General features: G+C 49.3%; 22 protein-coding genes. 5 read left to right on the top strand and 17 right to left on the bottom strand.

Annotated features, from left to right (window positions below):
• Positions 1–61 precede the first annotated feature (61 nt).
• Complete coding sequence (locus HH196_RS04115; RefSeq protein ID WP_169450801.1) at positions 62–3391, bottom strand: ATP-binding protein; 3330 nt, start codon at positions 3389–3391, stop codon at positions 62–64.
• A gap of 222 nt (positions 3392–3613) precedes the next feature.
• Between HH196_RS04115 and mfd the strand changes: the two genes are divergently transcribed.
• Together mfd and HH196_RS04125 are read left to right on the top strand one after the other, a co-directional pair.
• On the top strand, positions 3614–7054 hold the full coding sequence (mfd, locus tag HH196_RS04120) for a transcription-repair coupling factor (protein WP_248276893.1): 3441 nt from the start codon (positions 3614–3616) through the stop codon (positions 7052–7054).
• Positions 7055–7071: 17 nt separating this feature from the next.
• On the top strand, positions 7072–7770 hold the full coding sequence (locus HH196_RS04125; RefSeq protein WP_169450803.1) for a CsiV family protein: 699 nt from the start codon (positions 7072–7074) through the stop codon (positions 7768–7770).
• A gap of 633 nt (positions 7771–8403) precedes the next feature.
• Here the strand turns inward: HH196_RS04125 and HH196_RS04130 are convergent.
• From HH196_RS04130 to sohB, 4 genes are all read right to left on the bottom strand, one after another.
• Complete coding sequence (locus HH196_RS04130; protein ID WP_169450804.1) at positions 8404–9510, bottom strand: mechanosensitive ion channel family protein; 1107 nt, start codon at positions 9508–9510, stop codon at positions 8404–8406.
• A gap of 73 nt (positions 9511–9583) precedes the next feature.
• Positions 9584–10597: a beta-N-acetylhexosaminidase gene (gene nagZ, locus HH196_RS04135; protein WP_211160817.1), complete on the bottom strand. Its 1014-nt coding sequence runs from the start codon at positions 10595–10597 to the stop codon at positions 9584–9586.
• Between the two features lie 9 nt (positions 10598–10606).
• Entirely contained in the window at positions 10607–11089 is a 483-nt protein-coding gene (locus HH196_RS04140) for a L,D-transpeptidase (RefSeq protein WP_169450805.1), read from the bottom strand.
• Between the two features lie 14 nt (positions 11090–11103).
• Positions 11104–12165 carry a protease SohB gene (gene sohB, locus HH196_RS04145; protein ID WP_169450806.1) on the bottom strand — a complete coding sequence of 354 codons (1062 nt, stop codon included), beginning with the start codon at positions 12163–12165 and terminating at the stop codon, positions 11104–11106.
• An 85-nt stretch (positions 12166–12250) separates the two neighbouring features.
• Here sohB and HH196_RS04150 point away from each other — a divergent pair, with 85 nt between their 5' ends.
• Complete coding sequence (locus HH196_RS04150; RefSeq protein WP_211160818.1) at positions 12251–12580, top strand: SCP2 sterol-binding domain-containing protein; 330 nt, start codon at positions 12251–12253, stop codon at positions 12578–12580.
• On the opposite strand, the gene nudC is transcribed toward HH196_RS04150, so the two are convergent.
• The gene (gene nudC, locus HH196_RS04155; protein ID WP_169450807.1) at positions 12564–13319 is read right to left on the bottom strand and encodes an NAD(+) diphosphatase; all 756 of its coding nucleotides are present in this window, start codon (positions 13317–13319) and stop codon (positions 12564–12566) included. The genes HH196_RS04150 and nudC overlap by 17 nt on opposite strands.
• A gap of 120 nt (positions 13320–13439) precedes the next feature.
• Here nudC and nhaB point away from each other — a divergent pair, with 120 nt between their 5' ends.
• Together nhaB and HH196_RS04165 are read left to right on the top strand one after the other, a co-directional pair.
• Positions 13440–14942 carry a sodium/proton antiporter NhaB gene (gene nhaB, locus HH196_RS04160; protein ID WP_169450808.1) on the top strand — a complete coding sequence of 501 codons (1503 nt, stop codon included), beginning with the start codon at positions 13440–13442 and terminating at the stop codon, positions 14940–14942.
• Between the two features lie 304 nt (positions 14943–15246).
• A complete protein-coding gene (locus tag HH196_RS04165; protein ID WP_169450809.1) occupies positions 15247–15663 on the top strand; it encodes an Hsp20 family protein in 417 nt (138 codons plus the stop codon).
• A gap of 293 nt (positions 15664–15956) precedes the next feature.
• Here HH196_RS04165 and HH196_RS04170 read toward each other — a convergent pair whose 3' ends face one another.
• The 11 genes from HH196_RS04170 to truA form a co-directional block, all read right to left on the bottom strand.
• A complete protein-coding gene (locus tag HH196_RS04170) occupies positions 15957–16865 on the bottom strand; it encodes a tRNA-dihydrouridine synthase (RefSeq protein WP_248276894.1) in 909 nt (302 codons plus the stop codon).
• Between the two features lie 52 nt (positions 16866–16917).
• Positions 16918–18147, bottom strand: coding sequence for an O-succinylhomoserine sulfhydrylase (locus tag HH196_RS04175; RefSeq protein WP_169450811.1), 1230 nt, complete (start codon positions 18145–18147; stop codon positions 16918–16920).
• A gap of 9 nt (positions 18148–18156) precedes the next feature.
• Positions 18157–19677 carry an amidophosphoribosyltransferase gene (purF, locus tag HH196_RS04180; protein ID WP_169450812.1) on the bottom strand — a complete coding sequence of 507 codons (1521 nt, stop codon included), beginning with the start codon at positions 19675–19677 and terminating at the stop codon, positions 18157–18159.
• Positions 19678–19696: 19 nt separating this feature from the next.
• Positions 19697–20218 carry a CvpA family protein gene (locus tag HH196_RS04185; protein WP_169450813.1) on the bottom strand — a complete coding sequence of 174 codons (522 nt, stop codon included), beginning with the start codon at positions 20216–20218 and terminating at the stop codon, positions 19697–19699.
• A 63-nt stretch (positions 20219–20281) separates the two neighbouring features.
• Positions 20282–20869, bottom strand: a complete 588-nt coding sequence (locus HH196_RS04190; protein ID WP_169450814.1) for an SPOR domain-containing protein — start codon at positions 20867–20869, stop codon at positions 20282–20284.
• Positions 20851–22122 (bottom strand): bifunctional tetrahydrofolate synthase/dihydrofolate synthase, encoded by a 1272-nt coding sequence (gene folC / locus HH196_RS04195; RefSeq protein ID WP_169450815.1) that lies wholly within the window; start codon positions 22120–22122, stop codon positions 20851–20853. The genes HH196_RS04190 and folC overlap by 19 nt, the downstream gene beginning before the upstream one ends.
• A gap of 27 nt (positions 22123–22149) precedes the next feature.
• On the bottom strand, positions 22150–23019 hold the full coding sequence (accD, locus tag HH196_RS04200) for an acetyl-CoA carboxylase, carboxyltransferase subunit beta (RefSeq protein WP_169450816.1): 870 nt from the start codon (positions 23017–23019) through the stop codon (positions 22150–22152).
• 27 nt (positions 23020–23046) lie between these two features.
• On the bottom strand, positions 23047–23850 hold the full coding sequence (trpA, locus tag HH196_RS04205; RefSeq protein ID WP_169450817.1) for a tryptophan synthase subunit alpha: 804 nt from the start codon (positions 23848–23850) through the stop codon (positions 23047–23049).
• A gap of 13 nt (positions 23851–23863) precedes the next feature.
• Complete coding sequence (gene trpB, locus HH196_RS04210) at positions 23864–25078, bottom strand: tryptophan synthase subunit beta (RefSeq protein WP_248276895.1); 1215 nt, start codon at positions 25076–25078, stop codon at positions 23864–23866.
• The gene (locus HH196_RS04215; protein WP_169450819.1) at positions 25068–25688 is read right to left on the bottom strand and encodes a phosphoribosylanthranilate isomerase; all 621 of its coding nucleotides are present in this window, start codon (positions 25686–25688) and stop codon (positions 25068–25070) included. Before HH196_RS04215 ends, trpB begins: the two co-directional genes overlap by 11 nt.
• Positions 25689–25842: 154 nt before the next feature.
• Positions 25843–26676 carry a tRNA pseudouridine(38-40) synthase TruA gene (gene truA / locus HH196_RS04220; protein ID WP_169450820.1) on the bottom strand — a complete coding sequence of 278 codons (834 nt, stop codon included), beginning with the start codon at positions 26674–26676 and terminating at the stop codon, positions 25843–25845.
• Between the last annotated feature and the right edge of the window lies 1 nt (position 26677).

Below are 26677 nucleotides of genomic sequence, written 5' to 3' on the forward strand. Positions count from 1 at the left end.
AGAGTCCAATAGGAATAACAATTGAGGTTATTATCCCTTATTGACTCTAAGCTTGTAACACCTAATCAGCTAATTTATCTAACAACTCTGCAGCTAATTCAGCTGGGTTAATCGGTTTCGATAGGAACCCATTCATGCCGGCATTTAAGGCATTTTCGCGATCGGATTCAAAAGCAGCCGCGGTTAACGCAATAATTGGTAGCGCCTTAGCCTCATCCCCAGCAACACCTGCGCGGATAGCTTTAGCGACCGCTAAACCATCCATCTCCGGCATATGAATATCTAGCAGAATAAGATCTGGCAAAGACTCTTTAATCGCCAAAATTGTAGCCTGGCCGCCATCTGCAGTCGTGACTTGCATTCCCATCTTATTGAGCAGTCCTTGCGCAACCATACGGTTGGTTGGACTGTCATCGACCACCAACAGTCGCTTACCTGCCACAACTTTGACCTTTTCAAATGGATTCAGCGCTTCGACTTCCGTTTGAAGCTGATCGGCAGCAGCCAACTCAACGGGTATCTCAAGGGTAAAACAGCTTCCTTTACCCTCTTCACTTGTCACGGCTATCGCACCCTGCATCAATTCAGCGAGCTGCTTGGAGATACTTAAACCTAAGCCGGAACCACCAAAACGGCGACTAATTGAGTCATCGGCCTGGGTAAAGCGTTCGAACAGTGTTTTAATCTGATCCGCGCTCATACCGATACCTGTATCTTCAACAGCGATCCGCCATCTCGGATTTGCACCCTCAGCATCTACAAGTTCAGAACGGATGGTTACGCGCCCCTGTTCTGTAAATTTAATTGCATTACCAACAAGGTTAGACAATATCTGTTTGATACGGTGGTTATCACCGAGTAGGTTAGATGTTGCTAATTGACTCTGAATCTCTAGCTCCACACCCTTTTGCTGCGCAACCGGCTTAAACAAGGCCGAAACTTCCTCAAGCATCGATTTGGGCGAAAAACTGCGTTTTTCCAACATAATTCCGCCCTGCTCTAGTCTCGATATATCCAAAATATCATCCACGATGTTGCGCAGCGCATTGGCAGAGGATTCAATCAAATTGAGTCGAGACTTGAGTTGCGTATCAGCACACTCCTCTTTAGCCAACACCAACATGCCCAACACACCATTGAGCGGCGTACGTATCTCATGACTCATGGTGGCTAAAAATCGCCCTTTCGACTCTGCGGATTGTTCAGCCAATTGCACAGTTCTTTCAAGCTGGCGACTCTGCAACTCAAGCTCTTCAGAGCGAGCCATTAGGGAGGCAATTGAAAATGCGACTAAAAGTATGAGTAGCAGAGTCACAACTAGCCAAAATAGAGCAATAGGGCTACCAATAAGTGCGAATTGAGCAAGCGACTCCTTAGGTAAAATCTGGATAAACAGAACTGGATTTGAAGATTTGATCCGACTAAAGGTAGCAGTTTCACTTAGTTTAACGCTCAACTCTCGCTGCATACGCTCCGTAACCGTTTGAGCAAGGTCAACTCGCATTAAGAAAGCCACTTGGTCCCCCTGCTCAATAATCTCGACTGAACTGCTGTTTTTACGCAACTCTATCTGTTGCCAAATCTCAGGGTAGGAATCTTCAAAGCGCGAACCTTGCAAATCCAGTGATTCTGCCCATAAGGGGTATCCCTCAGGCGCCATGATGAGGGAACCGCTTGTAGCGACTAAAAAGTTTAGCTCCTCTTCATGTGGATCATATTGAGCATAATTTTTAAGTAGAGCGTCAGCATCAAAATTAAACACCCAAACACCACGTCTATTACCCAAGGTATCAAAGGCTGGCGCTGCGATTCGGAGAACGGGTTGATGAGGCACCTGAACCGTGCCATTTTCAATATTTAGATCGATTTCAGAGATATAAAACTCATTTAAGCCCATAGCTCTAGTTTCGTAAAAATAGGGGCGAGCGGATTTATCCTGTAATTGACTAGGCTCTACAGCGAAAACACCAGATTTATCCTTATTGGCACGTATGATCTCTTGACCAGAGCTATCCAACAACCTTGCCTGCAGCAGGAAGGGCTCGTTCTCTACCAAGGAGACAAGATCACTCTCCAATAGAAGATGCAAACTAGCTGAAGGAGCTGTTAGATACTGTTGACTTAAATTTGATCGGGCACGCAAATTCAAATCACCCACAAAACGGAGCATATCTTGTTCAAATTGATGAACATTCGACTCCAGATGAGATGCTGCAAATGCCAATTGCTCTTGGTAACGTGTACGGTCGATGTGCTGAATAACAGGTACCAATGCCATTAACACTAGAGTTGTAATAAGTACTGTAAAGACAGTTGTGCGTATCCACAGAACATTGCTAAAACGCCCCTGCTCGCTGCCTAACAGCTGAGACTGTTTCTCCCCTCGGTGCGCAATACCCATTGCCACTAGATCAACCAATAACCAACAGACAACTGCCAACATGAACAGTCGCGGAAATAGCACCAGATAATTGATCTCGACAAATTTAGCGAACCCCAATAGAACAACAATCAGAAGCGACAGCATAAAACGCCTCGCCTGTTGTGCCGGTGCAACGAAGTAAACTGCAACGGCAGCTGCCGGTAGAAACAGCATCCCCGCCTCTTGATTGGTGTATAACTCGTAGACCGTGACTAACCAGAAAAGGATAAGGAACAGAGTCGCTCTGTATGGGTAAGCTGGATAAAATTTGGAGAGCACAGCGTGACCAATGAAAAGCCCCGCAGCCATTAATGTACCCTCTGGATGGGTGAAACCAAAGTCATCAGAGACCACCCCCCAAACGGGCACTACCAGCACGCCTAAAGCGGCAAAGAGGCCTACAAAGTCTCTTAATTTATAGCTTTCACCCTCAATAACGGCTTTTTCACCCGCTAACATTCGAATAAACACCAGCCCACCGACAAGCGTTGCACTGAGAGACCTCAATCCATACAGCAACTCATCGCCAGTAAAGTTTTGCAGCGTAATGAAGAGAAGTGCGAGCAGACCTAGATAGAGGTAGAAGCGCCTCTGCTGGCTTGGTAGCAAAAACAGAGATAAGAGCATAGCGCCAGGTATCACCGCATAGGGAATGTATCCTACCGTTATTAATCCAAAGGCGAAGAGCGGCAAGATGAGCCAAACCATAAGTTTAAGCAACAGAAACCCTACTTGCGCCCCTTTAAATAGAGAGAACAGTGAAATACTAAGCAGCGACATTATCGTTGGAAAAACAAACCATTGAGCTGTACTCCAACCAATTTCAGAAAGAAGTTGCAAAGTGCGAGTAGCGATTGTCATTAGCATAAAGCCGACAAAGGCAATGCCTGTGTAGCGACGCATTACCGATTCACTATTGGCAATTTCTAACACCGAATTAGCTGGATCTATTTTTTTTAAAAAACGCATAACTCTACTCAATCCATACCCTCTGCTTTATAGCATGAAGGCAAAAACAAAAATTTACTGCCATTGGTTAAGCAATTTTCATGCCAACTAATAACAATAAACTCAGTGAATTACCGATCATAATACTGGGCTAATAGCAGTGGGCTAGCTAAAATGCAGAACCTCAAGGTTTGCCTATACAGAAGCCAAGCAAAAATCATATCAGATATTAAGGAAAGCGCGTTGACTGTAAAGTTCACTACCCCCAAACGACCTGGTGATGTTCGCCGTATTGGCCAAATTCAGGGCGCCGCTACCGGGTGGTTAATAGAACAGCTACGTATGGCACACCAGTCGCCAGTGCTAATCCTCTGTAATGACTCTGAAAGCGCGAGCCGAATTCGCCGCGAAATACGCTTCTTTGCTGGCGACTCACTGCCGGTAATGCTATTTCCAGATTGGGAGACGCTCGCATACGATAGTTTCTCGCCACACCAAGATATCACTTCAGCACGCTTAGAGACCCTTTATCGACTCCAAGGTCTTAAGTCTGGCGTTATTGTTGTACCTGTCTCCACCGCAATGCAACGCATTGCGCCTAAGGAGTTTGTGGGGGGCAACGTCTTCTGGCTTGAGAAGGGTCAACAGTTAGATGCTGACAAGATGCGTAGCCAACTGATTGATGCTGGCTACACTTTGGTGGATACCGTCTACGAGCACGGCGAGTTTGCTATACGCGGGGCGATTATCGACCTATTCCCGACAGGCACCTCGGCGCCACTGCGTATCGATCTGTTTGATGATGAGATAGATACTCTGCGCACCTTTGATCCAGAGTCACAACGCTCGGTCGATCAGATTGAGCGTGTCCGTATTCTGCCCGCACGCGAATACCCGTTTCACTCTGCAGCGATAGACAGCTTTAAAGCGCGCTGGCGTAAACGCTTTGACGTCGATTACGGTGCCTGCCCTATATATCAAGATGTCTCATCAGGATTAGCACCAGCCGGGATCGAGTACTACCTACCGCTATTCTTTGAACAGTGCGCCACCCTCTTCGACTATCTTCCAGAAGAGACCCTTGTAGTGCAGGAGCAAGGGATACATGAGGCAGCAATCCAGTTCTTCAAAAACGTCTACACCCGCTTTAATGACCGCTTGGGCGATATCACCCGCCCTATTCTGACACCTGAAGAGCTATTCCTTAATGCGGATGAGTTGGCCGGTTCACTGAAGTTATGGCCTTCGATACGGCTCAATCCTGAAGCGGAAGATAGTAAAGCGGGACGCGATAATATTGGCGCAGAAGCACCGCCCATACTAAGTACAGCACCGACAGCGGCAGAACCGCTGCGCCCACTGGCAAATCTGATCGATACAATTAAAGTACCGCTTCTTATTTGTGCAGAATCAGCAGGCCGCCGTGAAGCGCTGTTAACTCAACTTAGCGCCATGTCGATCAAGCCGAAACCGGTTGATGGCTGGCATTCGTTTATTGAATCTGGCGAGAAGCTGGCTATCTGTATTGCACCGCTGGAACAGGGTCTTCGCATTCCTGGCGTGATTGAGGTTGTTTCTGAGGTACAGCTGTTTGGCCACCAGGTATTCCAACGCCGTCGTCGCCAACGCGAACAGAGTGATGCTGACCAAGCAGTTCGAAGCCTTTCAGAGCTGACCATCGGCAACCCGGTTGTCCACATAGACCACGGTGTCGGCCGCTACCTTGGGTTACAAACCATTACACTGGGCGGTGCTGAAACTGAGTTCCTGACGCTTGAATATGCCAATGATTCGAAACTCTACGTGCCAGTTTCATCTCTGCACCTGATTAGCCGTTACACAGGCGCGAGCGATGATAGCGCTCCGCTACATCGTTTGGGCACTGAGCAGTGGTCTAAGGCACGCCGTAAAGCCGCTGAGAAGGTACGTGATGCGGCAGCAGAGCTGCTTGATATCTATGCCCGCCGTGCCGCCCGTGAGGGTTACCAGTACAGTGTTGATGACGCACTCTATGATCAATTCTCGCGCGGATTCCCATTTGAGGAGACACCTGATCAAGCGATGGCGATTGACGCAGTTCGTCGAGATATGCAGTCGCCGCAGCCGATGGATCGTCTTGTCTGTGGTGATGTAGGTTTTGGTAAAACTGAAGTGGCGATGCGCGCTGCCTTTATCGCAGCCCAGGGTGGTAAGCAGGTGGCTGTATTGGTACCTACTACCCTTCTTGCCCAGCAGCACTTCGAAAACTTCCGCGATCGATTTGCCGATTGGCCTCTTGAGGTCGATCTCATCTCACGCTTCAAAACCGGTAAGCAGCAGGATGAGATTATTCAGCGTGTTGAGGCAGGTAAGGTCGATATCCTTATCGGTACTCATAAGCTGATTCAGGGCGACATCAAGTTTAAGAACCTTGGTCTACTCATTATCGATGAGGAGCACCGATTTGGTGTGCAACAGAAAGAGCGTCTTAAATCTCTGCGCGCTGAGGTGGATATCCTGACAATGACGGCAACGCCTATCCCACGAACGCTCAATATGGCGATGTCCGGTATGCGTGACCTCTCCATCATTGCAACGCCGCCAGCCAAGCGTCTCTCAGTAAAGACCTTTGTGCGCCAATCTGACCCCGCCATGATTAAAGAGGCGGTACTTCGTGAGCTACTGCGTGGTGGCCAGGTCTACTACCTTCACAACGAAGTTAAGACTATCGAGCAGACTGCACGTGAGTTAGCGGAGCTGATTCCAGAGGCGCGCATCGGTATTGGCCACGGCCAGATGCGCGAGCGTGAACTAGAACAGGTGATGAGCGACTTCTACCATAAGCGCTTTAACGTGCTCATCTCGACCACCATTATCGAGACCGGTATCGACGTTCCGAACGCCAACACAATCATTATTGATCGCGCCGATAAGTTTGGTTTAGCGCAACTACACCAGTTGCGTGGCCGTGTCGGGCGCTCTCACCACCAAGCATACGCATACCTGCTGACACCGCATCCTAAGTCGATCTCTGGGGATGCAGCGAAACGTTTAGAGGCGATAGTTGAAGCAAGCACCCTTGGGGCTGGCTTTACACTGGCTACCCACGATCTGGAGATTCGTGGTGCCGGTGAACTGTTGGGTGAAGAGCAGTCTGGCCAGATGCAGACTATAGGCTTCTCGCTCTACATGGAGATGCTTGAACAGGCAGTAGAGTCGATTAAAGAGGGCAAAACCCCTAACTTGGATCAACCCCTGCGCCACGGCTGTGAAGTGAATATGCAGCTCCCTGCCCTCATACCTGATGACTACCTACCGGATGTGCATAACCGCCTGATTATGTATAAGCGCATCGCCAACGCCAAAGATGACGAAGGCCTACGCGAATTGCAGGTAGAGATGATCGATCGCTTTGGTATTCTGCCACCACAGGTGAATAACCTAGTGCGCCAGACCTCTATCAAACTCAAAGCTGAGAAACTCGATGTGATTAAGCTAGATGCGGGTGCAGGTTCTGGGCGTTTAGAGTTCGCAGAAGATACCTGCGTCGACCCATACACCCTGATCAAACTTGTGCAGAGCCAACCAAAAGTCTATAAATTGGATGGGGCTACGGCTTTCAAGTTTACGATACCGATGGAAAATGCCGAGACCCGCTTCCAGACAATCGAAGCATTACTTGATACATTATCCAACCCGACCTAAGGGCAAGGCTAAGAGATATGTTTAAAAAGCTCCTAAAACCATTCGCGCCAGCGGCACTCTTAATCCTATCGACCACATCGATTCAGGCTGCAGAGACACTGCTTCCGCTATCAGGCGAACTGAAGGAGTTGGATAACCTCTACTCAGTTGAGGTGGTGCTTTTTAAACAGAAAGAGCCAGCAATGGATGAGGAGAAGTGGCGTGAGAATCTACCACCTCTCGACTACTCAAAAGCGGCAGTACCCCTCTTCAATGAGGGTGTATTACTAAGCCGAATGGAAGAGTTATCTATTACAGATTTTGCTTTAATTGACCAAGCTAACCGTTTGAATAAAAAAGGTTATCAGGTTCTTTATCACAACAGTTGGTTAGAGCGTTTCAGCCCTGGCAGTAAATCGAGTGTGATGATTTTAGATCCAATGGGAAGCTTCGAAGGGACGATCAATATCGAGCGTCAACGCTACCTTCACGTCAACCCTGTAATCTCCTATTACCCCGACAGATTTAGCGATGCACTGCCACCCGAAAAGACCATTCGCCTAAACGAAACCCGCCGAATGAAGTCGACCGACCTCCACTACATCGACCACCCAGTGCTCGGCATGCTCGTCCTCTTCCGCCCCATAAAAGACAGCACCCCCGACCTGTTCGAAGAACCAACCCCGCCTGCTGCAGAAGAGCCAGCGACGTTGGAAGAGCTTTTGAAGCAGCAATAGCGATAGCCAGATCAAAACCAAAAGCAAATATCCAGCCTAAAGACTGGTCATTGGTACTTTTTGGTCAGCAAAAAGCACCCTCACCGAAAATTGCGTCCTGCATTTTCGGTATACCAACCATCCATGGTTATAAAAAATGACCACGCTCACTCGGCCTGCGGCACGCTCCGTTCAATGATTTTTGTAGGAGCTAGCCCACAGGGCGAAGCGAAATATTAAAAGCATCGCTTCGCCTTTCAGGCTAGCTCCTACCCTCGATCGGACGTTGACGACTGGCACGAGATTCGAATTTGGCACCCTATTTCCCCGTCCGACTGAGAACGAGCACGTTACTTTTTTTCGGTTAAAAGCTTGTCAGGCTAAGGCCATGGACGGCCGAAGAGCACAACGGAGGCAGGAGCCGACTTAATGCCATGGATGGCATGTATTCCGTTAATGCAGGAGCAATTAACGGTTTGTGCGGTCCTGATAAGCTTCAGAAAAAGAGTATCGCGCACAGTGTGCCGAAGGCCGAAGGAGCGGGGTGTCCTTTTGCTTACTTTTCCGACAAGGGAAAAGTAAGGCTGGCCGACGTAAGTCGGGTAGAAATGCTTTTGATCTTAAAAAGAGATCAAGCTTATCAATCTTTAGCTATCAACCCGGCTCTGGCATCGATGCTAGGTGCAGGGTTGAGGTTGGGTAGGCAATTTCGGCGCCGTGGAGTTGGATGGTCTCCATCACTTTAACGAGAATATCCTGCTTCACTTCATGGTATTTCACCCAATCAACGGTGCGGGTGAAGGTGTAAATCATAATATCGAGCGAGGATGGCCCGAAGTGGTTGAGGTTTACGATCAAGGTTTGGGTATGGTCGATCTCTGGGTGGTTCTTAAGCATCGTTTTAATGCCTTTAACGATCGACTCAACCACCTGCGCATCATCGTAACGCACCCCTACCGTCTCGTAGATTCGGCGGTTGTGCATACGCGATGGGTTCTCTACTGAGATATTGGTAAAGGTTGAGTTTGGCACATAGAGCGGACGCTTATCGAAGGTGCGAATACGCGTTAGACGCCATCCGATCGCCTCTACGGTACCCTCTATCTCTTGATCCGGTGAACGAATCCAGTCGCCCACTTTAAATGGACGATCCATATAGATCATCAGACCACCAAAGAAGTTCGCAAGCAGATCTTTAGCCGCAAAACCGACAGCAAGACCACCGACACCACCAAAGGCGAGAATACCGGAGACGCTAACCCCTAGATGCTGAAGTAGAATTAGTGCCGTAAAGACGATCACTGTAAGCCTTAGCAACTTAGCCACTGCATCGGCGGTCATCTTATCGACACCGGGCTTACCCGCTACGCCCAACACCATTCGATGCTCCACCCGCTCGATAAATCGAATCACGGTCCATGCAACCAATGGGATATAAGCAAAGGCACGCACTGCCTGTGCTACGGTCTGATCGATTGAGTCGAGCGAGGTAACGGCGATATCAAAGGCGTGCGTAAGACCAACAATCCAAATCAACAGACTCAGAGGTGGACGCAGGGTATCTATCACCACCTCGTTCCAGGTCTCTGAAAGATTGGCAATCATCGGCACTATGCGGTCTAACAGTGCACTGCTTAGAAGAGAGACGAACAATGTAAGGGCGAGTACTAAAACACCCTCTAGCGCCCACTGGTAAGGAACTAAAGCGGGTACAGACTCCAGTAGTGGTGATGTAAGCCAGTTGAGTAGGTTGTTAAGCATCTCAGCCCCTCGTTAGTAGAGTTAAATCAGTTAAATCAGTTAAATCAGTTACAAAAATTATCAGTCACAACAATTAAGAGTTCGATTCGATAAGCTCTTTCGCAAGTGTGCGGGCACGCGCCAAGCGCTCTGAATCTATCTGACGTTTCGGTCTTGCTCGCATACGTTCAATGCGATGTGAACCCTTATGGCCTAACGACTCTAGATGACTTAACACCTCTTTCGCAGCTTCAGGTGCGTTACACACCAGCACCATGTCACATCCCGCAGCTAATGCTGCATCTGCCCGATCAGAGTAGCTACCTGTAGCTGCCGCACCCTCCATAGAGAGGTCATCACTAAAGATCACACCATCAAAACCAAGGCGCTCGCGAAGTTGGCGCTGCAGCCAAAACTCCGAAAAACCGGCCGGTTGCGAGCAGACTTTAGTGAACTGAATATGCGCAGGCATGATGGCATCAAGGCCACGCTTAATGAGTTTAGCGAAGGGCTGAAGATCCTCTTCGTCGATCTCGGCAAAACTGCGAGTATCAATAGGCAACCCAAGATGTGAATCCACCTCTACCCAACCGTGACCAGGAAAGTGTTTACCGGTCGCTGCCATACCCGCTTCGTGCATGCCCGACATAAAGGCACCCGCCAACTGCTCTACCATCGCGGGAGTTCGTCCGAATGAGCGATCACCGATAATCTCTGAGTGGCCAAAGTCGAGATCTAGCACAGGCGCAAAGGAGATATCGATATCATACTCACGAAGCTCACTGGCCATTAACCAACCCAACTCATGTGCCCACGCAATCGCTTTAATGGCATTCACTTGCCACTGATCAGCCAGGGTACGCATCGCAGGCAGACGAGTAAACCCTTCACGAAAACGCTGAACACGCCCACCCTCTTGATCTACCGCTACCAACATATCTGGACGAACCTGACGGATAGCTACCATCAACTGGCGCAACTGTGCAGGTGATTCAAAGTTACGAGAAAATAGAATCAGACCGCCAATCTTCGGCGAGCTCAACTGCTGCGCTTCTGCCGCGGTTAACTCTGTACCAGCGATATCAAGCATCAATGCGCCACGACTCATCTCTAACTCCTAATTAACGATGTCGACTAGGGTGCCTGGCGACACCTTATCAAATAACTCTAAAAGATCGGCATTGCGCATTCGCACACAACCGTGGGATTTGGGAATACCCATAGGTTCGCTATCGGGGGTACCGTGGATATAGATATAACGACGCAAGGTATCAACATCGCCACCCCTATTTACTCCAGATTCCAAACCCGACAGCCAGAGGATGCGCGTTAGAATCCAATCTCGCTGCGGCTCTGCTACAGCCAATTCAGGTGTATAGATCTCGCCGGTCGCACGACGCCCAACAAAGACCGCATTCTCTGGGGCGCTCTCACCAATTTTAATCTTGATTTGATGGCGACCTAGAGGTGTACGACCCGAACCCTGTCTTGAACCGACGCCATTGGCTGCCGTTGAAACCGACCATTGGCTAGTTTCACCCTGCTCATCAATCAGTGTGAGCTGCTGCTGCGATATAGAGATGCGGATCTGGGCAACCATTTAGAAAGAACCTTTTAACGCACCCAAAAACGACTCTGAGAAACCGCACCCCAAGCACGCGAGGCCAGTTGCGACAGTGCCGAAACACCCATGTTCTGAAGCTTATCCTGCAAGGTCTGTTTTGGACGGTACTTCACCTTATAGATATCCGCCTCTTCGCTCAGGTTGAATAGGTAGTCATCACTGGTCTCGATCTGGTCGATCAGTTGATTCTCTAAAGCACGACGACCAAACCACACCTCACCCGTAGCGACCTTCTCGATATCCAGCTGTGGACGGTATTCAGAGACAAACTCTTTGAATAGAGAGTGAGTATCTTCAAGCTCCTCTACAAACTTCTCACGCCCCTTGTCGGTATTCTCACCAAACATGGTCAGAGTGCGTTTGTAGTCACCTGCTGTCAGCACTTCATAATCAACGTCGTTCTTCTTCAACAGACGATGGAAGTTAGGGATTTGAGCTACTACACCAATGGAGCCAATCAAGGCGAAAGGAGCTGCAATTAGGCGATTGGCGATACAGGCCATCATGTAGCCACCGCTTGCTGCTACTCGATCGACACAAATAGTCAGAGGAATGTTACGGCGACGAATGCGCTCTAACTGTGAAGATGCCAGACCGTAGCTGTGGACCAAACCACCGCCACTCTCTAAACGCACCACTACTTCGTCAGTTTCACGTGCCATGGCAATGATCGCACTGATCTCTTCACGCATCGCATCAACCTCTGAGGCGTGGATATCACCATCAAAGTCGATTACATAGAGGCGCTTACGCTCTTCATCATCCTCTTCATCAGACTTAGCCGCCTTTTTACGCGCCTTAGCGTCCTCTTTATCCTGTTTCTTCTGCGCTTTATGAATCGCTTTCAGACGGTACTCATCAAGAATCGAATCTTCCAAGGTCTCTTTAAGGTCGCGGAAATGGTCGTTTAGAGACTCCACTTCGATCTCGCCATCGTTGTGCTTACGACGGCGCGCACTCTCGGCAATAAAGGCCACAACAAAAAGAATCGCAATTAACCAAGTAGCTGTTTTAGCTAGAAATAGACCGTAGTCGGTCAAAAACTCTGTCACTATTCACCTCTAAATCGAAAGTCGATAATCAATTCACGCTAGGTTACCATAGCTGCGCCAATTCAGCGCTAACTAGAGAGTAACAATGTCTAGCGATATTACCCTTGAGAGAGTATTCAACAAACTCACTGACCGCTTTAACTCAGAAGCTGCTTCAGACCTCAATAAAGTTTTTCAGTTCTCCATCAATGATGCCGACTCCTTCTATCTGGATATTCAGAATGGCAGCCTTGCCTCTGCTTGGGGGGAACATAAGGACCCAAACATCACCCTCTATATGGATGAAGCGGTCTTTATTGGCGTGGTTACGGGTGAAATCGATGGCATGAGCGCCTTCATGAAGGGGCAGCTACGTGCCGAAGGCGATGTTATGTTAGCAACTAAGCTGGGCAAACTGTTCAAGAAGAACGGTTAACCCAGTCGTCGATCAACTGACGAGAGATTGAAAACTTTGGCGGCAAAGTAACACTATTAAGTTCATCACGGGTGAACCAACGCGCCTCAGTAATCTCAACTCCATCTGGCTGTAGCTCTCCACCCTGATATTGAGCAAAGAAGGCGAGCATTAGCGAATCTGGGAAGGGCCACGCCTGACTCTTGAAGTAGCGAAACTCGCCTATATCAACTCCCGCCTCCTCTTTTATCTCACGCGCGACAGCTTGTTCAACACTCTCACCCGCTTCGACAAATCCTGCCAGAGTACTGAAGCGGTTCTCATCAAAGCGGGCATTGTGAGCAAGCAGTATGCGATCACCATCCTCTACAAGCGTGATGATACATGGCGATATGCGTGGGTAAGCGTGGTGTGTGCAGCTTGGACATATAAGTACCATTTCGGTAGAACCAAACCGCTTTTCGGTACCACAACGGCCACAGAACTGGTGATTCACTCGCCAACTCAACAACTGCTGGGCGCGCGAGAGCATTTGGAATCGCTCTGCATCTGAGTTTTGTAACTCTGCACGGAGGTCAACCACCTTAGAGTCTTCAGGCGCAACTGAAAGACGAATCAACGAAACACCAGGCAACACAGTAAAACGTTCGATTTCGGTTTCGCTATCTACAATTGAAGCAACACCGATACGATCAAATTCCATCTGTCGACCTGGGTCAAAAGCGAGCAAGCGGTTTCCATGTGCAAGCAGCAGTTTCAATTGATTCACTCCGAGTTATTAGGCCATTATTAGACCATAGATTGATATATCACATTTGGAAATATCGTTAGATTAAAGCATAATAAATCGCTAACTATATTAATAAGGTGGAGATCCACTATGCAACAAAGTGCGGTAGCAGCCCTGTCCCGTAACTTTCTTGGCAACTCGCCGGTTTGGTACAAACAAGCGATCATCTTCTTTCTGGTGATCAACCCTATCCTACTCTATACAGTAGGGCCAGTCGTTACTGGTTGGCTTTTGATCTTTGAATTCATCTTCACACTCGCCATGGCACTTAAGTGTTACCCACTTCAGCCTGGTGGCCTACTCGCGATTGAAGCGGTAGTAATTGGACTCACAGACCCGCACAACGTCTACCACGAAGTATCGAACAACCTAGAGGTTATTCTGCTTCTGATGTTCATGGTGGCGGGAATCTACTTTATGAAGGACCTACTGCTTTGGGTCTTTACCAAAATCCTGACCAAGATCCGCTCGAAAATTGTTATCTCACTGCTCTTCTCTTTAGCAGGCGCTTTCTTATCTGCCTTCCTTGATGCGTTGACAGTAACGGCCGTACTTATTGCCGTTGCGGTTGGTTTCTTCTCGGTCTACCACAAGGTCGCTTCAGGTAAACAACATGACTCAGCGCACGACCACACTCATGATGGTGAGGTTCAAGAGGATCGTCGTACTGACCTTGAGAACTTCCGCGCTTTTCTTCGCAGTCTATTGATGCACGGTGCTGTAGGTACAGCGCTAGGTGGCGTATGTACGCTAGTTGGCGAGCCGCAAAACCTTCTTATCGCAAACAAAGTGGGCTGGGATTTCGTGGAGTTCTTTACACGCATGGCACCCATTACCATGCCAGTACTGGCAATCGGTCTAATCACCTGTGTGTTTGTAGAGAAGTTCAAACTTTTTGGTTACGGTGGCCAGCTACCAGAGACTGTTCGTAATATCCTAGTTAGCTATGCTGAAGAGCAGAGCAGCAAGATGACTCAGAAACAGCGTGTAAGCCTATGGGTGCAAGCAGCTGTTGCTCTCTTCCTAATCATCGGACTTGCCTTCCACCTTGCAGCAGTCGGTATGATCGGTCTAACCGTTATCATCCTCTTAACTGCATTTAACGGTATTACTGAAGAGCACCAAATAGGCAAAGCATTTGAAGAGGCACTCCCCTTCACAGCACTGCTGGTTGTCTTCTTTACCGTGGTATCTGTTATCCATGATCAGCACCTATTCCAGCCGATCATCGATATGGCGCTAGCACTAGAACCTAGCCAGCAGCCTTCGGTATTCTTCATCGCAAACGGTATCCTATCTGCAATTTCCGATAACGTTTTCGTGGCGACTGTCTACATCAATGAGGTGTTGGCGGCCTACAATGCAGGCACTATCACTCGTGAGACACTGGATCACCTAGCGATAGCGATCAACACTGGTACCAACATCCCATCGGTGGCAACACCTAATGGCCAGGCGGCATTCCTGTTCCTACTGACCTCAGCGATCGCTCCCCTGATTCGCCTCTCTTACGGCACCATGGTGTGGATGGCACTGCCATACACTGTCACCATGTCGCTAGTGGGCTGGTTGGCTGTGGTATATACGCTTTAAGCTTCTTAGCTTTAATAAAAAACGCGGCTTTTGCCGCGTTTTTTTGTGCTCAAAGAGCACCCGTGACCGGCCTTCAGCCGGTCATCGGCTTTTGAGCATTTTCCAGACGCCATAATGAATCGAACAGCGGATGACAGGCTGAAAGCCAGTCACCGGAGCCTTGTAGATGGTCCGATACGCCCCCCTTGAAACCCAAAAACCAACCCCCATATTTATATACAGGAGAGGGGCAAAGGCACTCTCCTTAACCTAAACCGCCACGCCTGATGGGTGGCACATATTGCTTAAATTTGAGGATATGACTATGCGTAATTTTGACCTAACACCACTTTACCGTTCTGCTATCGGCTTCGATCGTCTAGCTAATATGATCGATACAGCTTCACGTAACGAACAGCAGTCTGCTTACCCTCCGTACAACATCGAAGCGACTGGTGAGAACACCTACCGCATTACGATGGCTGTAGCAGGATTTACTCGCGAAGAGATTGAGATTACCAGCGAGAGCGGCAACCTTGTGATCCGTGGCAATAAAGCAGAAGACCAAGTAGAGCGCACCTACCTATACCAAGGCATCGCTGCACGTAACTTTGAGCGTCGCTTCCAACTCGCCGACCACGTACTCGTTGAGAATGCATCTATGGAGAACGGCCTACTTCACGTTGAACTTCTCCGCGAAATCCCAGAAGCGATGAAGACACGTCGTATTGAGATTAATTAATTTCTGGTGATTGTATAAAAAACGCGGCCTTTGCCGCGTTTTTTTATCAATTCCCACCACCTGAGCGGGCTGCATATTTTTAATTTTACTCGGGCTCCTGCCCTCGCCCTTCGGGCCAGCTAAAGCTGTTAAAAACTGATCCCGTCAGTTTTTTCGCGGCTTCGCCTATGGCGAATGCGCTCCTACGCGACTCTGGAAATACACCGTAGGAGCGCATTCCCGTGGAGCGGGAAGCCGCGATCACAACGTGCAACGTTGTGTATTCCCAAGCGTGACGATTCACCAAGCCCTTATCAAACAGACCCCAATCTTGCTTTAAGCACATCCCCCACCCTCTGCGCGTTGCGCTCGGTGCGGATCTCATCGAATAGGATTTTGGCTTGTGGGTAATGCCAGCTCAGCATCTGTAGCCACTGTTTGATTCGGCCGTGAACGTGGCGCTCTTCGATATGTGCGATCACATCGTTGTAGAATCCGAGCATGTAAGGTTTGAGAAGCTGCCAGCTCTCCTCTAGCTCACGCGGGAAGGTTTCATCTTTGATCTGACGTGCAAGAAAGGGGTTGGCCACCCAACCGCGGCCAATCATCACATCGTCACACTCGCTTACCTCACGGCAACGCCAGTAGTCATCAGGATTCCACACCTCACCATTAGCGATAACAGGTATATCGATGGAGTTTTTGATCTTAGCGATCCACTCCCAGTGAGCTGGTGGTTTATACCCCTCCACTTTGGTCCGGGCGTGCACAGTTAAATAACTTGCCCCTGCAGCCTCTATTGCTTGGGCATTCTCAATCGCAAGGGATTTATCTTCATACCCAAGGCGCATCTTCGCTGATACTTGGATATTAGCTGGCACCGCATCGCGAACCGCTTTAACACAGTCGTGTACGACTTCAGGCTCTTTCAGCAGAATAGAACCACCGCGACTCTTATTAACAGTCTTTGCTGGACAGCCAAAGTTCATATCAATGGCAGGTGCGCCAAGCTCTAGGGCACGCAGGGCATTATTGGCTAGGGATTCTGGATCAGAGCCTAACAGCTGAACAACCAACGGGATGTCGCCGTATCCGCAGTAGTCAGACTCGAGTTCTGGGACCAGTTTATGAAATATCTTTGGTGGTAAAAGCGTGTCGTTAACGCGAATGAACTCAGTCACCATCTGATCAGCGCCACCGGTTTTAGCTAGAAGGCGTCGCATACTAAAATCTACGACACCCTCCATTGGGGCAACGATCAGTCTCATAGAGCTATTAGATTGCAGCTAGGCCGCGGAGTAGATCGGCTTTGAGATCTTCAACACTCTCAAGACCCACGGATAGGCGAATGAGATTATCGTGGATGCCCGCTTCTGCACGCGCTTGCGCAGACATACGGCCGTGAGTTGTTGTCGCAGGATGGGTAATCGTACTCTTCACATCACCGAGGTTACCGGTGATAGAGACCATCTGGGTTGCATCGATAAAGCGCCACGCTGCAGCTTTCTCTTCACCCGCGGGAGCAACCACTTCAAAACCCATCACCGCACCGAAACCGCTCTGCTGACGTTTTGCCAGCGCATGTTGTGGATGCGACTCAAGACCTGAGTAGTAGACACAAGCAATACCTGGTTGAGTCTCTAACCACTGTGCAATTTCAAGCGCCGCTTCAGAGTGTGCACGCATACGCAGTGGCAGTGTCTCTAACCCTTTCTGGAAGACCCAAGCATTGAAAGGACTTAAGCAGGCACCGGCAGTACGAATATAGCCAAACACCTCTTCCATATCAGCATCGCGTCCTACCACGACGCCACCCACCACACGGCCTTGTCCATCAAGGTGCTTAGTTGCAGAGTGCATTACGATGTCAGCACCCAGTGCCAGCGGCTTCTGTAGAACTGGTGTGAGGAAGCAGTTATCCACGACCAACTTCGCGTTAGCGGCATGAGCAATTTCGGCTACCGCTGCGATATCGGTTAATTCTGCAAGAGGGTTACTTGGCGTCTCTAGGAAAAACATCTTGGTCGTTGGACGAACCGCAGCACGCCAAGCATCAAGGTTTTTTGGATCGACGTAGGTAGTCTCAATGCCCGCACGCGATACGTACTTATCGAATAGCGAAACAGTTGAACCAAAAACGGAGCGCGAGCAGACCACATGATCTCCATGCTTCATCAATGAGAGACAAAGGCTCATGATGCCGGCCATACCAGAGGCAGTTGCGATTGCACGCTCACCACCCTCTAGTGCTGCAATACGACGCTCAAACGCTTGAACCGTTGGATTAGTGAAGCGTGAGTAGATATTCCCCTCTTCATCACCACCAAAGGTTGCCGCAGCTTCACGTGCCGAGCTGTAGACAAAGCTCGAGGTTGGGTAAATAGCATCTGAGTGCTCACCCTCTTCACTGCGGTACTGACCTGCACGAACCGCCAATGTATCTAGCTCATAGCCATCATCATTGAACTGAATTCGTTCTGGTCGTTCAAAGCCTTTACGCGCCATCTCTATTCCTTAGAACGCTTTATGTAGGTTAGCAGACTCATTTCCCTGATCTGCTTCATCTTCGCGTGACGCCTTCGCATCATCATTTCGCTTAGCATTGATGCTGTCGAGGTAGTCGCGAGTTACAGTGCCCGTTACATACTCACCATCAAATACACAGGTATCGAATTCACGAATCGATGAGTTGAACTGAGTCACACAATCTTTTAGATCTTCAAGATCTTGATAGAGCATCCAATCACATCCGATCGCCTCACCCACCTCTTCGGGGGTACGACCATGAGCAATTAACTCCTGTGCGCTTGGCATATCGATACCGAATACGTTCGGGAAACGAACTTCAGGCGCTGCTGATGCAAAGTAGACCTTACGTGCACCCGCCTGATAAGCCATCTCGACGATCTGTGCCGATGTTGTACCGCGCACGATAGAGTCATCTACCAGCATTACAACCTTACCTTTGAACTCTACAGAGATAGGGTTGAGTTTCTGGCGCACCGACTTCTTACGCTGAGTCTGTCCCGGCATGATGAAGGTACGACCGATGTAACGGTTCTTGATAAAGCCTTCACGGTAGGTAACACCCAAGCTCTTAGCCATCTCCAGTGCCGCCGTACGGCTGGTGTCTGGTATCGGCATGATCACATCAATATCGTGATCTGGACGCTCACGACGCACTTTATCTGCAAGCTTCACACCCATCGCCATACGCGAGTTGTGAACAGGTACATCATCTAGAATTGAGTCAGGACGTGCTAGGTAGACATACTCAAATAGACAAGGCGCGAGCGTCGACTTGCTTGCACACTGTTTCGTTGAGATTTCACCATCCTGTGAGATGAAGATAGCTTCACCAGGGGCAACGTCACGAATAATTTCAAAACCAGCTGTATCGAGGGCAACAGACTCAGAAGAGACCATGTACTCAGTACCATCTTCCGTTTCACGTTTACCATAGATGAGCGGACGAATACCGAACGGATCACGGAACGCAACCAGACCCTGACCTGTAATCATGGTCACTACTGCATAACCACCTTCACAGCGCTGGTGCACTCGCGCCACAACCTGGAAGATATCATCTGCGGAAGGAACCAACTTACCCAACTGCTGAAGTTCGTGTGCAAAAACGTTTAGAAGTACTTCAGAGTCAGAGGTGGTGTTTACGTGACGAAGATCTTCACGAAAGATCTCATCCGCCAACTTCTCTGAGTTGGTGAGGTTACCGTTGTGCGCCAGTGCTATACCGTAAGGTGAGTTCACATAGAATGGCTGCGCTTCAGCAGAGCTGGAGCTACCCGCTGTAGGGTAACGGACATGACCAATACCCATGTTGCCGTTCAGCTTCTTCATGTGACGTGTACGGAACACCTCATTCACGAGCCCGTTGTCTTTACGAAGAAAGAAACGGTTACCCTCACAGGTCACCATACCTGCTGCGTCCTGGCCACGATGCTGTAGCACAGTCAACGTATCAAAGATGGTCTGGTTAACGAAGGATTTGGCAACAATGCCAACTATTCCACACATCCGATCTACCTATATCGAACTATTTATTTGCACCGGAGATCACTGAGTCATTACTCATTGACCAGATCGCCCCGCCTAACTGTTTCGCTGTCTCTTTCGTCCACTCCTCCATCAATACGAAGTGAGGAATGAGCTGAGAATCTTGCCACCATTGGTCCTCTGTGACTGGGGTCATACCCAATAGCATCACAATAATCACAACCAATAGACCGCCACGTACAACACCAAATCCCATACCGAGGATGCGATCAGTGGCCGATAAACCTGTTGCGCTCACCAGCGCTGTCACCAACATGGCAACAAGGGAGCCTGCAATCAGAGTAAGAACAAAGAGTATACCGAAGGCCGCCAACACGCGCAGTGAAGGTGTATCGATGTAGTCGGTAAGATAGATACTGAGTTGGCTTGAGAATAGTCGGCCTATGATGAAGGCGCTGACCCAAGTGATAAGCGATAGGGCCTCACGCACGAAACCGCGCTTAAGGCTAAATAGGGCTGAAATGCCCACAATGCCGAGGATAACCCAATCAGTCCAGATCATTTGGAGTGTCCCAACTCTAAAACGGGCGCCATTCTAACAGAGCCCATTGATGAACCCAATCAACTATTCAGTGGTAAACCGAACAATCATACCATCCAAAGAGTACTGCTCTTTGATGGTTACTTTAAGTTTCTCTAAACGTGTACGCTGCATCTCTGGTCCAACATAGACACGAACCAACTCATCCGCACGACGTATGTAGACCTTGTAACCCGCCTGCGTCAGCTCAGCACGCAGTGATTTTGCATTTCGCTCATCACGGAAGCTAGCCAACTGCAAAGACCAAGCGGCTGGAATGCCGTTAGCGTCAAGGGTTGGCATATCTTCAGAGGGTGCTACATCTTGCGGTGCACGCTTTTTAGCAGCTTCGACAATCTCAACTGGCGGCGCTTTAACCACGACCGGCTCGAGAACCTTAGCAGGCTCCGGTTTAGCCTCTACCACCTCCGGAGCCGCTTCAACTGCAGCAGGCGCCGCCTCAACAATAGCTGGCATCTCAGGACGTGGTGGAATCCGATTCTCAATATGACGCTCTTTGTAGCCCGCTGCATCAAAGATCAGCGGCGATACAGCCAACGAAATAATCAGTAGCGCTGCTAAACCAATTAAGCGGCGACGAATACTCGCTTGAACTAACGCGTCTTGAGCCACGCCAGAGCCTCCGTGACAGTTAAAAATGAACCACAGACTAGAACTTGATCATCGCTACTCAAACTACCCTCAAGTTCAGACAGAGCCGCTTGAGTTGAGTCGTAGAGATCAACCTCTAGGTTTGATCCAAGAAGATTTTTAAGTTCAGCAGCTGTGCTAGCACGCGGCCCCTCTAATGAGACCAGCTTCCAGCTATCAACCACAGGTTTCAGCGCTTCAATCACCGCTTCGCGATCTTTATCTTTCAACATCCCCAATACAAGGGTGCGTTTCTTGTTTGCCGGCTCAGCCAACAACTGCTGCGCTAGATATGTAGCCGCTTCAGGGTTGTGGGCAACATCGAGAATCATCTCTGCATCGCCCAATTGTGCTCGCTGCATACGACCGGTTAAATCTGCCGTCGCCAACCCTTTATGGATCGCCTCGATAGGACAGTCCGGCGCTATTAAACTCAACACTTGAAGTACCGTTGCCGCATTACGAACAGGCAGTTTCGGCAGAGGTAGATCTAAGTAAGCGATGTGTTCACCTAGCTTATCAAGGCCCGCCCAGTTCCATGAGACGGCTGATAGATCCATGTGGAAATCTTGGTCACGAATGTAGAGGGGTGTATTGAGCTCGCTTGAGTGCTGAATGATAGAACGTGGTGGCTGAGCTAAACCGATAACTGCCGGTTTAGCTGCACGAAAGATGCCGGCTTTCTCACGGCCAATCGACTCGAGACTGTCACCCAACCAGTCGATATGGTCGAGAGCGATACTGGTGATAACAGCGATGTCAGCATCAATAATATTGACCGCATCGAGTCGTCCACCGAGACCCACTTCAAGAATCACAAAATCAAGTTGCGCATCTGAAAAGATCTTCAGTGCGGCAAGCGTACCGTACTCGAAATAGGTTAGAGAGATCTCACCGCGCACAGCATCGATCGCCTCAAAAGCATCAACTATAACTTCATTATCCGCATTTAAGCCATTGATTCTTATGCGCTCGTTATAATCTATAAAGTGAGGTGATGAGTAGACACCTGTACTTTTACCATCCGCTTGAAGGATTGCTTCCAACAATGAACAGCTGCTGCCCTTACCGTTAGTACCGGCAACAGTGATCACTTTAGATTGGCTAAAATTGAGGTTGAGTCGACCTGCTACCTGGCTAACCCGATCAAGACCCAAATCGATCTCAGTCGGGTGCCCAGCTTCGATACGCGCCAGCCAGTCGGCTAAAGATTTGGCTGCGATCGAATTTGACATCTTAACGACTCGTACTGGCTATTGGAGTTACTTAGCCAGTGCAGGTTTACCCTGCATCTGACGAAGAATCTTACCAAGGCGCTCGCGCAGTTCACCACGCTCGATGATCATATCTACCTGACCATGCTCTAGAAGGAATTCACTTCGCTGGAAACCTTCAGGAAGCTTCTCACGCACTGTCTGCTCGATAACACGAGGGCCAGCAAAACCAACAAGGGCACGCGGCTCAGCCACGTTAAGGTCACCCAACATAGCAAGACTTGCTGACACACCACCGTAGACAGGGTCAGTCAGTACAGAGATAAACGGAATACCCTGCACGCGCATCTCTTCAAGAACCGCAGAGGTACGCGCCATCTGCATTAGGGAAAAGAGCGCCTCTTGCATACGGGCACCACCTGATGCTGAGAAACAAACTAGTGGAATACCCTCAGCCAGTGATACTTCAGCAGCACGCACGAATCGCTCACCAACAACGGTACCCATTGAGCCGCCCATGAAGCGGAACTCAAATGCAACAGCGGCAACTGGCATACCCTCTAGGGTACCCTTCATCGCAACAAGTGCATCTTTCTCGCCGGTATCACGCTGTGCAGCGGTTAGACGGTCTTTGTACTTTTTCGAATCTTTAAACTTGAGACGATCGATCGGCTCAATGTTTGCTGCGATCTCTTGTGTAGAACCTGCATCAAGGAAGTAGTTCAAACGCTGACGCGCACCGATGCGTAGGTGGTGATCACACTTAGGGCAGACAAACAGGGTCTTTTCGAGTTCAGGCTTGTAGAGTACCGATTCACACTTAGGGCACTTTTCCCAAAGACCCTCTGGTACGCTATTACGCTTCTTCGCATCATTACGAGCCAGTGAAGGTACAATTTTTTCTAACCAGTTACTCATCTCAAATCCTCGTTCGATCAATGCGCCTTAGGCGTCGATCGCTTCACGCATATCTTTAACAATTGCAGCGACTGCTGCAGGAATTTTATCTGCATCGTTTGCTAGTTCAGCGATCTTATTGACCAACACACTGCCTACGATAGCACCGTCAGCCACCTGACATACCGCCGCTGCTGACGCTCCATCACGAATACCAAAGCCTACACAGATTGGTAGGTCTGTATCCTGACGCATATCTGAGATGTAGCTTGCCACTTCATCTACGTTCAATGCCGAAGAGCCCGTTACACCCTTAACTGATACATAGTAGAGGTAACCACTGCCCTGCTTACAAATTGCTGCACGACGTACTGGAGAGGTCGTTGGTGCAATTAGGAAGATAATATCAAGATTCTCTGCCTTTAGGGCATCCATCAAGCCAGCTGACTCAATCGGCGGCATATCAACCACCAAAACGCCATCAACACCGGCAGCTTTAGCACGGGTCGCAAAGTTTTCGTAACCGATAGCTTCGATAGGATTTAGGTAACCCATCAAGACCACTGGGGTCTTATCATCGGTGCGACGAAACTCCGCCACCATATCAAGAACATCCAGAAGACGCGTACCGTGAACAAGTGCACGCTCACAAGCTAACTGGATAACAGGGCCATCCGCCATCGGATCTGAGAATGGAACGCCCAACTCGATCACATCTGCACCCGCTTCAACAAGCGCATGCATTAGCGGCACAGTTACCTGTGGATTCGGATCACCGGCTGTCACGTAAGGGACGATCGCTTTACGACCATCCGCTTTCATTGCAGCAAAGCAGGCTTCAATACGACTCATCAAACTACTCCAATTAGATCTCTATGCCGTCGATGCCTGCGACGGTGTGAATATCTTTATCGCCACGACCCGATAGGTTTACAACAATTACCTGGTCTGGACGCATCTCTTTAGCCATCTTCATTGCGTGCGCAACAGCGTGTGCAGACTCAAGCGCCGGCATGATACCTTCAATCTGAGTCAGCTTACGGAAACCATCCATCGCCTCTTCATCGGTTGCCGCAACATACTCTGCACGGCCGATATCTTTAAGGTAGCTATGTTCAGGACCCACGCCTGGATAATCTAGACCTGCAGAGACAGAGTGAGTACCGATAATCTGGCCCGCATCATCTTCCATCAAGTAGGTACGCATACCATGAAGAACGCCTGGACGACCCGCAGTAAGTGGTGCAGCGTGTTTACCAGTCTCTAGACCGTAACCACCCGCTTCGACACCGATCATACGAACCGCTTCATCATCGATGAATGGGTAGAACATACCAATCGCGTTAGAGCCACCACCAACACAAGCGACAACTGCATCTGGAAGACGACCAATTTGCGCCATCGACTGCTGTTTAGTCTCACGACCAATAACAGCTTGGAAGTCACGAACCAGCTTAGGGTATGGGTGTGGGCCTGCAGCGGTACCGATGATGTAGTAGGTGTTATCTACGTTAGTTACCCAGTCACGCATCGCTTCGTTCATGGCATCTTTAAGTGTGCGAGTACCAGAAGTGACTGGAATAACTTCAGCACCTAGAAGACGCATACGGTAGACGTTCAGTGCCTGACGACGAACATCCTCTTCACCCATGTAAACCTTACACTCAAGGCCAAGTCGCGCAGCAACCGTTGCAGAAGCGACACCATGCTGGCCTGCACCTGTTTCAGCGATAACACGTGGCTTACCCATGTATTTCGCAAGCAGAGCCTGACCAATGGTGTTATTCACCTTATGAGCACCGGTGTGGTTTAGGTCTTCACGTTTTAGCCAAATCTGAGCGCCGCCACAGTGAGCAGAGAGACGCTCCGCATGGTATAGCGGCGAAGGACGACCCACGTAGTGAGCTAGATCCTTATCAAATTCAGCCTGAAAATCAGGATCTTTACTGAGCTTATCGTAAAGCGCTTCCAGCTCTTCAAGAGCACCCATTAGTGTCTCTGATACGAAACGACCGCCATGAATACCGAAATGGCCGTTTGCGTCTGGAAGTTGCACCTTGCTGTTATCGTTAGTTGGCACGGTAGACCTCATTCAAGAATCGATTAATCTTTTCAACATCCTTGATCCCTTTAGCCGATTCAACACCTCCGCTCACATCAACTGCGTAGGGTTTAACCTGCGCAATAGCTTGAGCTACGTTTGCCGAATCGAGACCACCCGCAAGGATGATCTTAGACGCATGGTGAGCTGGGATTCTCGACCAATCAAAGGTCTCACCCGTACCACCTGGCGTACCTGGCGTGTAGGAATCAAGAAGCATCCCTTGTGCAGTTCCATACGTCTCAATCGCCGAACTCAGATCCATCTCTGGACGCATGCGCAGCGCTTTAATGTATGGACGCGCAAAGGCGCTACAAAACTCTGGCGACTCATCGCCATGAAACTGGAGCAGATCAATGGCAGTTTCATTGATCACTGACTCAACAAAATCTGCACTCGCATCTACAAAAAGCGCGACGGTCGTAACAAAAGCTGGAAGTTGCGAAATGATGGTAGCGGCCTGTTCAATCGTGACCGCACGCGGGCTCTTTGCGTAGAAGACAAAACCAAGCGCATCAGCACCTGCAGCAATTGCTGCCTGAGCATCCTCTAGCCTAGTAATACCGCAAATCTTTACCCGAGTTCGCAAACTTTTAACTTCTCTAGTAACTATCCATCAACTATACATCGCCTGCCCTAACTAGCGCCCTCATTACTGCTCTTATCATCAGTAGTGGCAAAGTGCGCGCAGACTCTTTTAAAACGGACCTAAGTCTATCAAAACTAGGCGATAACGTCAGTCGCTAAGACAAGAAAAATGGACCTTTTCCACCTTCAGGAAGTTGATACTGATCTGGGTACTGAACATCGACGAAATAGAGCCCCCAAGGCGGTGCTGTCACGCCACCTTTTCGGCGATCTCGCGCCTCTAAAACCTCTTTTGACCAATCGATTTCAGCCTCTCCAGAGCCTATCTTCATCAATACCCCTGCAATGTTTCGCACCATATGGTGGAGAAAAGCATTGGCCTGCACATCAATAACGATAATTTGGCCGCGTTGATAGACCTCAAGCGAGTGAATAGTCCTTACAGGACTATGTGCCTGACAAGCCACAGCTCGATAGGAGCTGAAGTCATGTTCGCCGACCAGATGCTTTGCCGCTGCCTGCATGCGAGACAACTCGAGCTCTTTGTGTGTCCAGGTGACACCACGCGCCAATATCGCTGGTTTTACAGGTGATGGGTAGATGAGATAACGGTAACGCCTAGCCTGTGCAGAGAAACGCGCATGAAAGGTATTATCAACAGGTTTTGACCAGAGAATAGCAACATCATCCGGAAGCTGAGAGTTTGTACCCAAGACCCAGGCACGCTCTGGACGCTCTATCTGAGAATCGAAGTGAATCACCTGATAGGAGCCGTTAACACCTGTATCGGTACGTCCAGCACAGATGACACTTACAGGGTGATTGGCGATCACAGATAAGGCGCGCTCAACCTCCTCTTGGACTGTGCGCACCCCCTCATCTGACTGAATCTGCCAACCATGAAACTTTGCACCTGCGTACTCTACACCCAGTGCATAACGAAACGAGGCGACCTCAGTCGCCTCGTTGTTTTGATCTATATCGCTCATT

It is taken from the genome of Marinobacterium sp. LSUCC0821, assembly GCF_012848475.1.
GTDB lineage: Bacteria > Pseudomonadota > Gammaproteobacteria > Pseudomonadales > Balneatricaceae > Marinobacterium_E.